This window comes from Pantoea allii, from assembly GCF_046529425.1.
GTDB classification, from domain to species: domain Bacteria; phylum Pseudomonadota; class Gammaproteobacteria; order Enterobacterales; family Enterobacteriaceae; genus Pantoea; species Pantoea allii.
In genome coordinates, this window is sequence record NZ_CP125958.1 from 3,869,225 (window position 1) to 3,883,814 (window position 14,590).

The 14,590-nt window shown below is 53.7% G+C and carries 11 protein-coding genes; 1 reads left to right on the top strand and 10 read right to left on the bottom strand.

Annotated features, from left to right (window positions below):
* Nucleotides 1-415: 415 nt before the first annotated feature.
* From dapB to ribF, 6 genes are all read right to left on the bottom strand, one after another.
* On the bottom strand, nt 416-1,231 hold the full coding sequence (gene dapB, locus QNH99_RS18275; protein WP_109716564.1) for a 4-hydroxy-tetrahydrodipicolinate reductase: 816 nt from the start codon (nt 1,229-1,231) through the stop codon (nt 416-418).
* A gap of 210 nt (nt 1,232-1,441) precedes the next feature.
* The gene (gene ispH / locus QNH99_RS18280) at nt 1,442-2,392 is read right to left on the bottom strand and encodes a 4-hydroxy-3-methylbut-2-enyl diphosphate reductase (RefSeq protein ID WP_063878362.1); all 951 of its coding nucleotides are present in this window, start codon (nt 2,390-2,392) and stop codon (nt 1,442-1,444) included.
* Nucleotides 2,373-2,843, bottom strand: a complete 471-nt coding sequence (gene fkpB / locus QNH99_RS18285) for an FKBP-type peptidyl-prolyl cis-trans isomerase (protein WP_096010957.1) — start codon at nt 2,841-2,843, stop codon at nt 2,373-2,375. The genes ispH and fkpB overlap by 20 nt, the downstream gene beginning before the upstream one ends.
* A 3-nt stretch (nt 2,844-2,846) precedes the next feature.
* A complete protein-coding gene (gene lspA, locus QNH99_RS18290) occupies nt 2,847-3,350 on the bottom strand; it encodes a signal peptidase II (protein ID WP_063878360.1) in 504 nt (167 codons plus the stop codon).
* Nucleotides 3,350-6,169 (bottom strand): isoleucine--tRNA ligase, encoded by a 2,820-nt coding sequence (ileS, locus tag QNH99_RS18295; protein WP_410517018.1) that lies wholly within the window; start codon nt 6,167-6,169, stop codon nt 3,350-3,352. Before ileS ends, lspA begins: the two co-directional genes overlap by 1 nt.
* A 29-nt stretch (nt 6,170-6,198) precedes the next feature.
* Nucleotides 6,199-7,125, bottom strand: coding sequence for a bifunctional riboflavin kinase/FAD synthetase (gene ribF, locus QNH99_RS18300; RefSeq protein WP_063878358.1), 927 nt, complete (start codon nt 7,123-7,125; stop codon nt 6,199-6,201).
* A 316-nt stretch (nt 7,126-7,441) separates the two neighbouring features.
* Here ribF and rpsT point away from each other — a divergent pair, with 316 nt between their 5' ends.
* Nucleotides 7,442-7,705 carry a 30S ribosomal protein S20 gene (gene rpsT, locus QNH99_RS18305; protein WP_006117633.1) on the top strand — a complete coding sequence of 88 codons (264 nt, stop codon included), beginning with the start codon at nt 7,442-7,444 and terminating at the stop codon, nt 7,703-7,705.
* A gap of 456 nt (nt 7,706-8,161) precedes the next feature.
* On the opposite strand, the gene nhaA is transcribed toward rpsT, so the two are convergent.
* The 4 genes from nhaA to QNH99_RS18325 form a co-directional block, all read right to left on the bottom strand.
* Nucleotides 8,162-9,340, bottom strand: coding sequence for a Na+/H+ antiporter NhaA (nhaA, locus tag QNH99_RS18310; RefSeq protein WP_410517019.1), 1,179 nt, complete (start codon nt 9,338-9,340; stop codon nt 8,162-8,164).
* A 257-nt stretch (nt 9,341-9,597) separates the two neighbouring features.
* Nucleotides 9,598-10,743 (bottom strand): molecular chaperone DnaJ, encoded by a 1,146-nt coding sequence (gene dnaJ, locus QNH99_RS18315; RefSeq protein WP_063878356.1) that lies wholly within the window; start codon nt 10,741-10,743, stop codon nt 9,598-9,600.
* A 102-nt stretch (nt 10,744-10,845) separates the two neighbouring features.
* On the bottom strand, nt 10,846-12,756 hold the full coding sequence (gene dnaK / locus QNH99_RS18320; protein WP_063878355.1) for a molecular chaperone DnaK: 1,911 nt from the start codon (nt 12,754-12,756) through the stop codon (nt 10,846-10,848).
* A gap of 458 nt (nt 12,757-13,214) precedes the next feature.
* Nucleotides 13,215-14,522 carry an MFS transporter gene (locus QNH99_RS18325; RefSeq protein WP_410517020.1) on the bottom strand — a complete coding sequence of 436 codons (1,308 nt, stop codon included), beginning with the start codon at nt 14,520-14,522 and terminating at the stop codon, nt 13,215-13,217.
* Nucleotides 14,523-14,590 lie beyond the last annotated feature (68 nt).

Sequence of the window (14,590 nt, forward strand, 5' to 3'; positions counted from 1 at the left end):
AGTGATCTGAATCAATGCAAAAACTGCCTGAGTGGTCAATTTTTGGCAAATTGCGCGCATTCTAATGATCGTCCTGATACTTGTCCACCCTGAAGCAACATTTTTAACATCTTTTCGGGCTCAGAACGAAAATGCAGAGGATAAGCGGCAAAAACAGGGGTAAACACAGCCGAATAATCGTTTGCCAATCGCAATCAACGTTTATTCTGATAGTGCACATGATTAATTTTGACCAAATGGTCAAAATTAACAGGTTTATGACAAAAACAGGGACGTAATAACCTTTATTTTAAGCCACTCGCTGAAAAAATTAGGCAAAGTCCTTATTTTAAATAAAATTAAGGGCAATTAAAAAATTGCCCTTTTCAATCAATTCATTAGCGATTGAAATCACCACATCACACAGGTAAACCCATTACAAACTCGATAAATCCAGCACGTCGCGCATGTCATAAAGCCCTGTTTTCTTCTCACTCACCCATAACGCTGCTTTTATCGCGCCCTTTGCAAAGGTCATGCGGCTGGAAGCCTTGTGGGTTATCTCAACGCGCTCACCGTCATCGGCAAACATTGCCGTATGTTCCCCGACAATGTCGCCTGCTCGCACGGTGGCAAAACCAATAGTGTTCGCATGACGCTCGCCGGTATGGCCTTCTCGGCTGTAAACGGCATGTTCATCCAGTTTCCAGTCCATTGCCTCTGCAATCGCCTCGCCCATCGCCAGGGCGGTCCCTGAAGGCGCATCGACTTTGTGGCGATGGTGGGCTTCGATAATCTCAATATCCGCATAATCGCCCATGACTTTGGCCGCTTTCTCCAGCAGCTTGAGTACCAGGTTAACGCCAATGCTGAAGTTGGCGGCAAACACAATGCCAATCTCTGCCGCAGCATCACGAATCGCTGCCTTGCCTGCTTCGTCAAATCCTGTGGTACCAATGATCATGGCCTTACGGTGCTCACGACAGATGGCCATGTACTCCAGCGTTCCTTCGGGGCGGGTAAAATCGATCAAGACGTCAAAATCATCGATCACGGCGCGTAAGTCATCGCCCAGGATAACACCCGCGTTGCCGGTACCGGCCAGTTCGCCTGCGTCGCTGCCGATCAACGACGATCCGGGACGGGCTAATGCAGCGCCCAGTTCAACGCCTTCCATCTGCGCAACCGCTTGGATGAGATTGCGCCCCATGCGCCCCGGTGCGCCCACGATGGCAATGCGGATATTCTTCATATTTATTCATTCCTAAAACAAAACTATGCATGCAAGCGCAATCAGGTTAACGATGAGATAACAACTGCGCCACTCTTTATCAGGGATAATAAGAATTTTTATGCCAGGCAAGGCGGATTATCAGTAAAAGCAATTTCAGCTGCAGCAGGCCTGGTCTGAAAAGCAAAAAGGCCGAACAGAGTCGGCCTTTTAATAACTGCGAGTGTGCGGTTATTGCACATTGCGGACGTCAACCCGCAACTCTTTGGGGACTTCAAACACAATGTTTTCTTCCCGCCCTTCCAGCACTCTCGCTTCGCCACCGCCCAGTTCCTGCAGGCGAGCAATCACGTTCTGAACCAGAATATCGGGCGCTGACGCACCGGCCGTAACGCCAACACAACCTACAGAGACTACCCACTCAGGCTGAATGTCCGCCGCATCATCAATCAGATAGGCAGCTTTACCCATGCGCTGTGCCAGCTCGGCCAGTCGATTGGAGTTGGACGAGTTTTTCGATCCGACCACCAGCACCACATCGGCCTGTTGCGACATTGCCCTTACGGCTTCCTGACGGTTGGTGGTGGCATAGCAAATATCGTCTTTGCGTGGCCCCACGATTTTCGGGAAACGGGCGCGCAGCGCATCAATCACGTCTGACGTATCATCCACCGACAACGTGGTTTGGGTCATAAAGGACAGGCGGTTGTCATCTTTAACGTCCAGTTTCCAGACGTCGTCCGGCGACTCCACCAGATACATCCCGCCCTTGGGGTTATTGTACTGCCCCATGGTGCCTTCCACTTCCGGATGGCCTGCGTGACCAATCAACACCGACTCTTCACCCCGACGGCTGGCACGGGCGACTTCCATATGAACTTTAGTAACTAAGGGACAGGTGGCATCGAAGACGGTGAGCTCACGCCCCTTCGCCTCATTGCGCACCGCCTGAGACACGCCGTGGGCAGAGAAGATCAGGATAGCGCCATCGGGCACTTCCGCGATCTGCTCAATAAAAATGGCCCCGCGCTGACGCAGGCTGTCCACCACGTAGCGGTTATGTACCACTTCATGACGCACATAAACCGGCGCACCAAACAGGGTGAGTGCGTTTTCAACAATGCTGATGGCACGATCGACACCCGCACAAAAACCACGTGGATTAGCCAGCAGAATTTGCATTGTTCGCCTCCAGTGCCGGATCGATATCCAGCACCTCAATATCAAACTGAACGCGGTGGCCTGCCAGCGGATGATTGAAATCCACAGTGATTGAATCACCGGAAATCTCCCGAATCACACCTGGCATTTCACTACCGCCCATTCCGGTAAACAGCATGATGGCACCGATCTCCGGCTCGCCCGTATCGATAAAGTCACGACGGGAAAAGTACTGGATAAGATCGGGACTGACGCTGCCAAAGGCATCTTCTGGCGCCAGCGTGAAATGATGTTTTTCACCCGCTTTTAATCCCAACAGTGCCTGCTCCAGCGGGCCAGACAGGCTACCGTCGCCGAGCCGAAACAGCGCAGGTTTACCGTTGGCGCGGGTGGATTCTGCCACAGAGCCGTCTTCCAGCTTCATGACGAAATGCAACAACACCGCGCTGTCGCCCTGTACAGACTCAGTCATGCTTTACCCTTTTTTAACCTGCTTGCTGGAAGGGTTGAAAAAGCCCTCCAGCACCACTAACGCGGCACCGATACAGATGCCGCAGTCAGCGATATTAAATGTAGCAAAGTGCCAGTTACCGACATAGAAATCGATAAAATCCACCACGAAGCCATGATACGAACGATCAAACAGATTGCCCACTGCGCCGCCAATGATCAATGCATAGGCGATATTGGCTATCTTCTGACTGGCGCTGTTGCGGTACATCATCACCAGCAACGAGATCACAATTGCCAGCGCAATACCGGCAAAGAACCAGCGCTGCCAGCCGCCTTTATCAGCAAGGAAACTGAACGCTGCGCCGTAGTTGTGCGCATAGAACAGGTTAAGGAACGGCATTAGCGGCTGCGTTTCATGCAGCATCATGTTGTTCATTACCCACTGCTTGCTGACGAAATCAACAACGATAACTAACAGCACCAGCCACAGCCAGCGCAATCCGGTGGAGAAAACAGGTTTACTCATCAGGCAAACTTACGCTCTTCGCCGTTTCCGGCTACGTTGGTGTAACAGCGACCGCACACCGCAGCGTGCTCGGGATTCTGACCGACGTCAGTAGTGTAGTGCCAGCAGCGAGGGCATTTCTCGCCTTCTGCTTTATTCAGGCCGATTTTCAGACCTTTTAACAGTTCGCTCTGCTGCGCGTCACCGCCTGCCTGGGCGTAATCAGCAACCTGTGCGCCAGAGGTCAGCAGCACAAAACGCAGTTCGTTACCTAACGCCTGCAGTTTCGTCGCCAGGTCCGCATCGGCATACAGCGTCACGGACGCTTCCAGCGCGCCGCCGATACGTTTGTCGCTACGCGCCTGCTCGATCACCTTGTTCACTTCACCACGTACTTTAAGCAGTTCTGCCCAGTACGCATCGTTCAGCGCTTCGTTTTCTGGCAGACCAAACAGGCCGGTATACCACTCTTCTGTGAACACGTACTTCGCCCGATCGCCTGGCAGATAGCCCCAGATTTCGTCGGCCGTGAAAGACATGATCGGTGCCATCCAGCGCACCAGCGCCTCAACAATGTGCCACAGTGCCGACTGGCAGCTGCGACGCGCCAGGCTGTCGCCTTTCGCGGTGTACTGACGGTCTTTGATGATATCGAGGTAGAACGACCCCATTTCCACAGAGCAGAACTGCATCAGGCGCTGAATCACCTCGTGGAAATCGTAGTTCTCGTAGGAGGCAACGATATCAGCCTGCGCAGCCTGCGCACGTCCGACTGCCCAGCGATCAACCACCACCATCTCTTCTGGCTTAACCAGATCGGTTAGCGGATTAAAGCCGCTCAGGTTGGCTAACAGGAAGCGCGCCGTATTACGGATGCGACGGTAGGCATCCGCAGAACGTTTCAGGATTTCGTCCGATACCGCCATCTCACCCGAGTAATCGGTAGAGGCGACCCACAGGCGTAAAATGTCTGCACCCAGTTTGTCCATCACATCCTGCGGTGCAACGGTGTTGCCAATGGATTTCGACATCTTGCGGCCCTGACCATCGACGGTGAAACCGTGCGTCAGCACCTGACGATAAGGCGCTTTGCCTTTCATCGCCGTGGAAATCATCAGCGAAGACATAAACCAGCCACGATGCTGATCCGAACCTTCCAGATACATATCCGGTGTATTGCCGCCAAACTCCGGACGGGCATCGACAACCGAATAGCTGGTTGAACCGGAATCAAACCAGACGTCCAGGGTGTCCGGCACTTTAACGTAGTGATCGGCATCGTTGCCCATCAGATCGCGCGGATCGAGATCCCACCAGGCCTGAATGCCCTCTTGCTCAACACGCTGGGCCACTTTTTCCATCAGCGCCAGGGTTTCAGGATGCAGCGCTTCGGTCTCTTTATGCACGAACAGCGCCATGGGCACGCCCCAGGTACGCTGACGGGAAATACACCAGTCAGGGCGGTTGGCAACCATGGATTCAATACGCGCCTGGCCCCAGTCCGGAATCCACTGAACGCCTTTGATCTCCTGCAGTGACTGAGCACGCAGGTCTTTCTGATCCATGCTGATAAACCACTGCGGCGTGGCACGGAAAATAATCGGGGTTTTATGACGCCAGCAGTGCGGGTAGCTGTGCAGCAGTTTTTCAACATGCAGCAGGGCACCCTTCTCTTTCAGCAGTTCAACGATCATGTCGTTGGCTTTAAAGACGTTGATGCCGTCAAGACCGGGATAAGTCCCTGGCAGGTAGGCGCCATCGGGGCCGACCGGATTCGCCGTCTCCAGACCATATTTCTGACCAATCACGTAGTCATCCGGGCCATGACCGGGGGCAGTGTGAACGGCACCCGTACCGGCATCCAGCGTGACGTGTTCGCCTAAGACGACTTTGGACTGAATCTGCTCAAGCAACGGATGCTGGAACAGTTGCAATTCCAGTGCCGCGCCCTGGCACTCACCCAGCACGGTCCAGTCGCTGATGCCTGCGCGTTTCATCACGCTCTCAACCAGATCTTTTGCCAGGATCAGGCTGCGGCCATCAATCTGCAGTAGCTGGTATTCGAACTCAGGGTGCAGTGAAATGCCGCGGTTAGCCGGCATGGTCCATGGCGTTGTGGTCCAGATCACCAGCGAAACCGGGCCTTCTGAGGCGGTGACGCCAAAGGCTGCACGCACCGCATCGGCATCAAGGGCATTGAACATCACGTCGATGGACGGCGAGGTTTTGTCGTAGTATTCCACTTCGGCTTCGGCCAGCGCAGAACGGCAATCCATGCACCAGTGCACCGGCTTCGCGCCTTTATGCAGATGGCCATTGCCGATAATTTTACCCAGCGCACGAATGATATTGGCTTCGGTGGTGAAGTCCATGGTGAGGTAAGGACGATCCCAGTCACCCAGCACGCCCAGGCGAATAAAGTCGGCTTTTTGCCCCTCAACCTGTTCGGCGGCATACTGACGGCAGGCGGCGCGGAATTCGGCGGCGCTGACTTTTTCGCCCGGCTTGCCGATCATCTGCTCAACTTTATGCTCGATAGGCAAACCGTGACAGTCCCAGCCCGGCACATAAGGCGAGTCGTAACCTGCCATGCCTTTAGACTTCACAATAATGTCTTTCAGAATCTTGTTAACGGAGTGACCAATATGAATGCTGCCGTTCGCATAAGGAGGGCCATCATGCAGGATAAAGGTTTTTTTCCCTTTCTTGGCTTCGCGGATGATGCCGTACAGATTGTCATCATACCAACGTTGCAGCATTCCCGGTTCGCGCTTGGCCAGATCGCCACGCATGGGGAACCCCGTTTCCGGCAAATTCAGGGTTGATTTATAGTCACTCATCAGATTCTCGATTCCGTTTTTCGCTCAGGTTACAGACCAAAAAATTGTCGGGCCGTTACCGTATCTTTCGCTATTTGCTCTTTCAACGCATCCAGTGAAGCAAAGCGCTGCTCGTTTCGTATTTTCTGCTTCAACACCACATCAATGTGGCGACCATAGAGATCCATATTGATGTCCAACAGGTGAACTTCAAGCTGTTGGCGTAAACCTTTTACCGTTGGGCGCGTACCAATATTGGCCACGCCGGGCAGCGGCGTTGGCCCCAGGCCCTCGACTTCAACCGCATAAACGCCTTTGACCGGCGATACGCAGCGCCGTAACGGGATATTGGCCGTAGGGAACCCCAGTGTCCGTCCCAGTGCATCACCGTGCACGACGCGCCCTGAGATACTGAAAGGATGGCCCAATAGCGACTGCGCCAGCGCTAAGTTGTCCTCAGCCAGTGCCTGACGCACCGCTGTGCTGCTGATGCGCTTACCGCCATCACAAAACGTTTCTGTGCTGACCACATCAAAACCATACTGGGCACCGGCTTTCTGTAATAGCAGGAAATCCCCCTGGCGACCAGCGCCAAAGCGGAAATCATCCCCGACAGCCAGATAGTTGACGCCCAGTTTGTTCACCAGCAGTTCGCTGATAAAACTCTGCGCCGATAACGCGGCAAAGCGATGGTCAAAACGCACACAGAGCACGTAATCCACGCCAATTTCTGCCAGGTATTTTAGCTTTTCCCGCAAGCGGGTGAGCCTGGCGGGTGCGCTTTCGCCCGCAAAGAGTTCTAGCGGCTGCGGTTCAAACACCATCACCATCACCGGCAAATTACGTTTCCGTCCTTCTTCCAGCAACCGCCCCATCAGCGCCTGATGACCGCGGTGCACACCATCGAAATTACCGATGGTCAAAACGCAGCCGTGATGCTGCGCATTAAGATTATGAATACCGCGGATAAACTTCATGGCTGACTCAAACCTGTGGAAATCGGCGGATTATACCCTCGAAAGCCGTCAAGGTTAACCCGTGAACACGCCTTTCATGCGTAACAGGCCGTATTTACTGACATGCAGAGCCGTTGAGAGAATTTTGTTGCGAAATACTGTATTCAGGGAGCGGAAGCTGGTAGAATCTTGCGCCATCAAATACGTAACCGAGTGTCGTACAGGTTATCACGAGTAACGACGCTTATTTGCACAAATCCATTGACAACAGAAGGTCCAAAAGGCATAGTCCTCGGCCTTTGATTTGTCTCTATCGAACATATTTGGGAGTTGGACCTTGGCTAATATCAAATCAGCTAAGAAACGTGCCGTAACATCTGAGAAACGTCGCAAGCATAATGCAAGCCGTCGCTCTATGATGCGTACCTTCGTTAAGAAAGTATACGCGGCGATCGCTTCAGGCGACAAAGCTGCTGCGCAGAACGCATTTAATGAAATGCAACCAATCGTGGACCGTCAGGCTGCTAAAGGTCTGATCCACAAAAACAAAGCTGCACGTTATAAAGCAAACCTGACTGCACAGATCAACAAACTGGCTTAATCGCCATTTGTTCATCGCTTTGTTGAAAGAACCGGCGCTACGCCGGTTTTTTTATGCCTGCTGTTTAGCGCCGCCAGGCGACTGTCTCTTCCTGACTTTATCTTCCTGCCCTGCCAGACAACCCACCACCTCTGCACTGCTCTCAACCTGCCGAACCATGCTGCCCCAGGTTCAGGCCCGTAGCGCCCCGGACAGCCTCTCTCACGAGCCCTCTGTCGGGTTATCTGGCCCAGGGTTAACAGAGAAGGTCAATCACGGCGTGCTTGCGAGTTCAGACCGGCCGCAGAGCAACGCGATAACAGCCAGTCAATGCGCAATGTCATCGTGGATCACAGGCCATATTGAGATGTTGAGATGTTGAGATGTTGAGATGTTGAGATGTTGAGATGTTGAGATGTTGAGACAGGAACCAGCATTGCTGCAACACCGGATGAATGTGTTGCAGCAATGGCTTTTTTATCGCAGCTTGATGCGCAATAAGGTGTAGCCCAGCACGGCGGAGAGTAGTGAACCGCTAAGGATACCCAGCTTAGAGAACGTCACTAACTGCTCGTGGGCAGCATCAAAGGCTAGCGAACTGATAAATATCGACATGGTAAAGCCAATGCCGCACAGCACGCCAATCGCCATGATATCGCGAATAGTCGTACCGCCAGGCAAGGCTGCCAGCCTCAGCTTCACCGCCAGCCAGCAAAACAGCGTAATCCCCAGTGGCTTACCGATTAACAGGCCCAGGATGATACCCAGCGGCTCCGGCGACAGCACGTCACCAAAGGTGATGCCCGTCAGCGAAATGCCAGCGTTAGCAAAGGCAAACAGCGGCAGAATCAACCAGTTCACCCACGGCATTAAACCGTGCGCAAGGTGTTCCGCTGGCGAATGACCGTTTTTCTCTTCCAACGGCACGAAGAAGCCCACAATGACGCCCGCCAGCGTGGCATGCACGCCAGACTTCAGAACTGCGGTCCACAACACCATCCCAATCAGCATGTATACCGCGATGTTCCGCACGTTACAGCGGTTCAGCACGGCCAGCACCACGATAGCGCCTGCCGCCACGCTCAGGGACATCACAGACAGGTCGCTGGTGTAAAACAGCGCGATGATGACGATGGCACCCAGGTCGTCGATAATCGCCAGCGCCATCAGGAACACCTTCAGGGCGGGGGGAACACGACTGCCAAGCAGGGCAAGCACGCCGAGCGCAAACGCGATATCAGTAGCAGTAGGAATCGCCCAGCCATTTCGGGCTATCTCATCACCATGGTTAAACAGCAAAAACACAATGGCAGGTGCTGCCATGCCACCGACTGCGGCGATAACCGGAAAGATGGCCCGATCGCGGCTGGCGAGTTCACCAGAGATCAATTCGCGCTTCACTTCCAGACCAATCAGCAGGAAAAAGAGCGCCATGAGCGCATCGTTTATCCACAGAAGCAGATTTTTACTGATATCCAGTTCGCCGAAGCGAATCTGTACCGGTGTGTCCAACAAAGCCTGGTAGCCCTGAGCGGTGGAAGCGCCATTGGCGAGGATCATAGCGACGACCGCAGCCAGAATGAGCACCATGCCGTTACTGGCATCACTCTCAATAAAACTTTTCAGTAAATGCTTGATACGACGAGGTTTTGACAAAACACACTCCTCCTGAGCGGAAAACACAATGCCGAGCAGTGTAACGATTCACTGAACCCGAGAAAAAGCTTATTTATCCGCTTTTACATTAAGTCCGACGTTTTGTTACATCAAAGGGTGAGCCAGAGCAGGCCGAAAAGAGGACGATATCGGTGAAAGGGGCAGCATAAAGTGCGCGAGAAACCGTGTCAGCTTTGCAGAGCGCATAAAAAAACGGAGAGTCTCCTCTCCGTTTTTTATCACGCCAGACCGCTGAATTAACGGGTTAAGTCGTCGAAGAATTTCTTCACGCCGTCGAAGAAGCTTTTGGAGCGCGGGCTGTTATGTTCGCCGCTGGGTCCACCAAAGCTCTCTTCCAGCTCACGCAGTAACGCTTTTTGCTTGTCGTTGAGGCTGACAGGGGTTTCCACCACCACACGACACAGCAGATCGCCTACCGCACCGCCGCGCACCGATTTCACACCGCGTCCACGCATGCGGAACAGCTTGCCGGTTTGGGTTTCTGCTGGCACTTTCAGCTTCACCCGACCATCCAGCGTGGGCACTTCAATCTCACCGCCCAGGGCAGCCATCGCAAAGTTAATCGGTACTTCGCAGTACAGGTTATTCTCTTCACGCTCAAAGATCGGGTGTTTTTTCACCGACACCTGAACGTAGAGATCGCCCGCTGGCGCGCCCTGCTCACCGGCTTCGCCTTCACCGCTCAGACGAATACGGTCACCCGTATCCACACCAGCAGGAATTTTCACCGACAGGGTTTTCGATTTCTCTACGCGACCGTGGCCGTGACAGGCATTGCAGGGATCTTTAATCACCGAGCCGCGACCGTGACAGGTCGGACAAGCCTGCTGGACGGTGAAGAAGCCCTGACGCATCTGTACCTGACCTGCACCATGACAGGTTGAACAGGTTTGCGGTTTGGTGCCCGCTTTTGCGCCGCTGCCATGGCACACGTCGCACTCTTCCAGCGTCGGAATACGGATCTCTTTGGTCACGCCGCGAACCGCTTCTTCCAGCGTCAGCTCCATGTTGTAGCGCAAATCTGCACCACGGGATGCACGCTGACGGCGGCCACCACCAAAGATGTCACCGAAAACGTCGCCAAAGATATCGCTGAAATCTGCACCGCCGCCGCCAAAGCCGCCACCGCCGTATCCGCCACCGCCCATACCACCTTGTTCAAAGGCAGCATGACCGTACTGATCGTAGGCCGCACGCTTCTGCGGGTCGGTCAGAATTTCGTAGGCTTCTTTCGCTTCTTTAAATTTGGTTTCCGATTCTTTATCACCGGGATTGCGGTCCGGGTGATGTTTCATCGCCAGGCGTTTGTAAGCCTTTTTGATTTCACGCTCGTCTGCAGATTTGGCGACGCCTAAAATCTCGTAGTAATCACTCTTCGCCATTTATTTAGCCCTTAACATGATCGCACGGGCGTGGAGAAAACTCCTACGCCCGTGCTGGTTTCAACGGCTGTCAGGGCAACCGTCGCGCCCGGTCAGGGGCAATTATTTCTTATTGTCTTTCACTTCTTCGAATTCAGCATCGACAACGTCGTCATCTTTTTTCGCTGACGCTTCGCCGGCTTCCGCTGCACCCGCCTGAGACTGCTGTGCTGCTTCCATCAGTTTGCTGGAGACTTCCATCAGCGCCTGCATTTTCGCGTCGATTTCTGCTTTATCTTCGCCTTTCAGCGCAGTTTCCAGCGCACTCAGTGCAGCTTCGATAGGCGCTTTGTCGTCGGCTGACAGTTTATCGCCCACTTCGTCCAGTTGCTTACGTGTGCTGTGAGCAATCTGGTCGCCCTGGTTACGGGTCTGCACCAGCTCTTCGAACTTACGGTCAGATTCAGCGTTAGCTTCCGCATCACGTACCATTTTCGCAATTTCATCTTCATTCAGACCTGAAGAGGCTTTAATGGTGATCTTCTGCTCTTTACCGCTGTTTTTGTCTTTCGCCGATACGTGCAGGATACCATCCGCATCGATGTCAAAGGTTACTTCAACCTGCGGCATACCGCGTGGCGCAGGCTGGATGCCGTCCAGGTTAAACTGGCCCAGTGACTTGTTGTCATTGGCACGCTTACGCTCACCCTGCAGCACGTGAATCGTTACCGCAGACTGGTTGTCTTCTGCCGTTGAGAACACCTGGCTGTGCTTGGTCGGGATGGTGGTGTTCTTGCTGATCAGCGAGGTCATCACGCCGCCCATGGTTTCGATACCCAGCGACAGCGGGGTTACGTCCAGCAGCAGAACGTCTTTAACATCACCACCTAACACACCGCCCTGTACCGCAGCACCCACGGCAACCGCTTCGTCCGGGTTAACGTCTTTACGTGGTTCTTTACCAAAGAATTCCGTTACTTTTGCCTGAACCAGTGGCATACGCGTCTGACCACCCACCAGGATGACGTCGTTGATGTCAGAAACGGACAGACCGGCATCCTGCAGAGCGACTTTCAGCGGCTCGATAGAGCGTGCAACCAGATCTTCAACCAGTGATTCCAGTTTCGAACGCGTTACTTTAATGTTCAGGTGCTTAGGACCGGTTGCATCCGCCGTGATGTACGGCAGGTTAACGTCAGTCTGCTGCGCAGAAGACAGCTCGATCTTGGCCTTCTCTGCGGCTTCTTTCAGACGCTGCATCGCCAGCGGATCGTTGTGCAGGTCAATGCCCTGATCTTTCTTGAATTCCGCAACCAGGTAGTTAATCAGACGGCTGTCGAAGTCTTCACCACCCAGGTGGGTATCACCGTTGGTCGCCAGAACTTCAAAGGTTTTTTCGCCATCAACTTCATCGATTTCGATGATAGAGATATCAAACGTACCACCACCCAGGTCATACACCGCGATAGTGCGGTTGCCCTGGCCTTTATCCAGACCGTAGGCCAGCGCCGCGGCGGTAGGTTCGTTGATGATACGTTTTACTTCCAGACCTGCGATACGGCCGGCGTCTTTGGTCGCCTGACGCTGCGCATCGTTAAAGTAGGCTGGAACAGTGATAACCGCTTCAGTAACGGGCTCACCCAGAAAATCTTCAGCCGTTTTCTTCATCTTTTTCAGGACTTCCGCAGAAATCTGCGGTGGTGCCATTTTCTGGCCTTTGACTTCCAGCCATGCGTCGCCGTTATCGGCACCCACAATTTTGTATGGCATGATTTTGATATCACGCTGTACTTCTTCGTCCTGGAAGCGACGGCCAATCAGGCGCTTGATCGCAAACAGGGTATTCTGCGGGTTGGTGACAGCCTGACGTTTAGCCGGTTGTCCGACAAGAGTTTCCCCGTCCTGGGTGTAAGCGATGATCGAAGGCGTGGTGCGATCGCCTTCCGCGTTTTCAAGCACGCGCGCTTTCGTGCCGTCCATGACCGCAACACAAGAGTTGGTTGTACCCAGGTCAATACCAATAATCTTACCCATCTAAACATCTCCCACTTAAATTCGTTGCCAGTTTGGGTTGTGAACCTTTTATGTGGGCGGGTTGCTTACATTCAACCCATCCTCACATGCTTTTTTTTACAACGTTCACAACGCTCGATGACAAGTAAATGGGGTCGCTTAGAAGCGCATCAAGGGTTAAATGAAAAAAAATTTTCAGTACCTGTCAGACCAGGATCAAAGACGGTGATGATTACGCTGAAGATTATGCGGCTCGCCGCGCTCATTCTGCGTTAAGCCGCCCACCCGATTATCGAGGAGAATTGCGCTGAGTAACGCTGACAACAACAATGGCTACCCTGCCCCGGAGAGTTAATGGGATGTGGCATGGGCTGTTGTTTGCCACGCTACAGGGCACAGGGCGCAAGCGTGCCCTTCTGCCGACTGGCGCGCACGCCGCCAGGTTAAAGCAACACGCGAAGCCAGGCTCCGCGTGTGATTTATGCCTGTTTTATCCCGTCGTACAGGTCCGGCTCATGACTGATATCTTGTCTGAGCCAGAGACCGGTCAGCAATCCCACCAGCGCAAGCGCCATGACATACCAGCCAGGCGCCATAGGGGAGACAGCGGTCAGCAGCGTCACGCAAATCGGCGTCAGGCCGCCAAATACCGCATAAGAAAGGTTGTAAGAGAAGGATAATCCGGTGAAACGGACCTCTGCCGGGAACGCGCGAACCATGATAAAGGGCACAATCCCGACCACGCCAACGCTAAAACCCACCAGCCCATATAGCGGAAACAGATAGTCGGGATACTGGGGAGCCAGGGAATAGAACATCCAGCTACACAGCGCCAGCAGCAGGCTTCCGATGCTTAGCGTCCGGCTGGCCCCGAAACGGTCCACCAGCAGCCCGGCAACGATGCAGCCCACACACAACATGATAATCGCCAGGCTGTTCGCCTTTAAGGTGAGTGCGGGGGCCATACCATGCTGTTTCTGCAGCCAGACCGGCGCCATTAAAATCACCACCACGATGCAGGCCGACAGCATCCAGGTCAGCAGAATCGAAATCACCACCGATTTTTGATGCTTCATCACCACGGTTTTCAGCGGTAGCTCCTGTGCCAGGGTTTTACGCTGCTGCATTTCGACAAAAACCGGGGTTTCATGCAGCCAGCGGCGTAAATACATTGCGCCGAGGCCAAACAATCCGCCCAGGAAGAACGGAATGCGCCAGCCACCATCATGAATGGCCTGCTGGGTCATAGAGGTATTCATTAAGGTCGCCACCACCGAGCCCAACAGGATGCCGATAGTGAGTCCGGCGGTCAGCGTACCGCAGGCGATGCCAATCCGTTTGTAAGGCACATGCTCCGCCACAAAAACCCATGCTCCAGGGACTTCGCCGCCAATGGCCGCGCCCTGCAACATGCGCATCAGCAACATCAACAAAGGTGCAGCCAGGCCAATCGTGTCCCAGCCTGGCAGCGCGCCCATGGCAAGCGTTGGCAGCGCCATTAACAAAATGCTCAGGCTAAACATTTTTTTGCGCCCGACTTTGTCGCCAAAGTGGGCCATGATAATCCCGCCCAGCGGACGTGCCAGATAACCCGCAGCGAAAATGGCAAACGTCTGTAGCTGGCGGAGCCATTCAGGAATGTCGCTGGGGAAGAAGATCTCGCCAATCACGGCGGCAAAAAAAACGAAGATGATGAAGTCGTAAAATTCCAGCGCGCCACCCAGCGCCGCGAGGGCCAGCGTTTTATAATCCTGGGGTTTCAGGCGCGGTGTCTCAAGTGTGGTCATAAGCGTCCAGAGAAAGTGAAAGCAGTTGTAAAGCTGCGCTTACTATACCGTCAATTGATCACCACACC

Excerpts from the sequence above, each read along its gene's own strand:
- QNH99_RS18325 (WP_410517020.1), bottom strand. The coding sequence starts at position 14,522 with ATGACCACACTTGAGACACCGCGCCTGAAACCCCAGGATTATAAAACG.
- fkpB (WP_096010957.1), bottom strand. The coding sequence starts at position 2,843 with ATGACTGAGTCTGTACAGGGCGACAGCGCGGTGTTGTTGCATTTCGTC.
- dnaJ (WP_063878356.1), bottom strand. The coding sequence starts at position 10,743 with ATGGCGAAGAGTGATTACTACGAGATTTTAGGCGTCGCCAAATCTGCA.
- ileS (WP_410517018.1), bottom strand. The coding sequence starts at position 6,169 with ATGAGTGACTATAAATCAACCCTGAATTTGCCGGAAACGGGGTTCCCC.
- lspA (WP_063878360.1), bottom strand. The coding sequence starts at position 3,350 with ATGAGTAAACCTGTTTTCTCCACCGGATTGCGCTGGCTGTGGCTGGTG.
- dnaK (WP_063878355.1), bottom strand. The coding sequence starts at position 12,756 with ATGGGTAAGATTATTGGTATTGACCTGGGTACAACCAACTCTTGTGTT.
- dapB (WP_109716564.1), bottom strand. The coding sequence starts at position 1,231 with ATGAAGAATATCCGCATTGCCATCGTGGGCGCACCGGGGCGCATGGGG.
- ispH (WP_063878362.1), bottom strand. The coding sequence starts at position 2,392 with ATGCAAATTCTGCTGGCTAATCCACGTGGTTTTTGTGCGGGTGTCGAT.
- ribF (WP_063878358.1), bottom strand. The coding sequence starts at position 7,125 with ATGAAGTTTATCCGCGGTATTCATAATCTTAATGCGCAGCATCACGGC.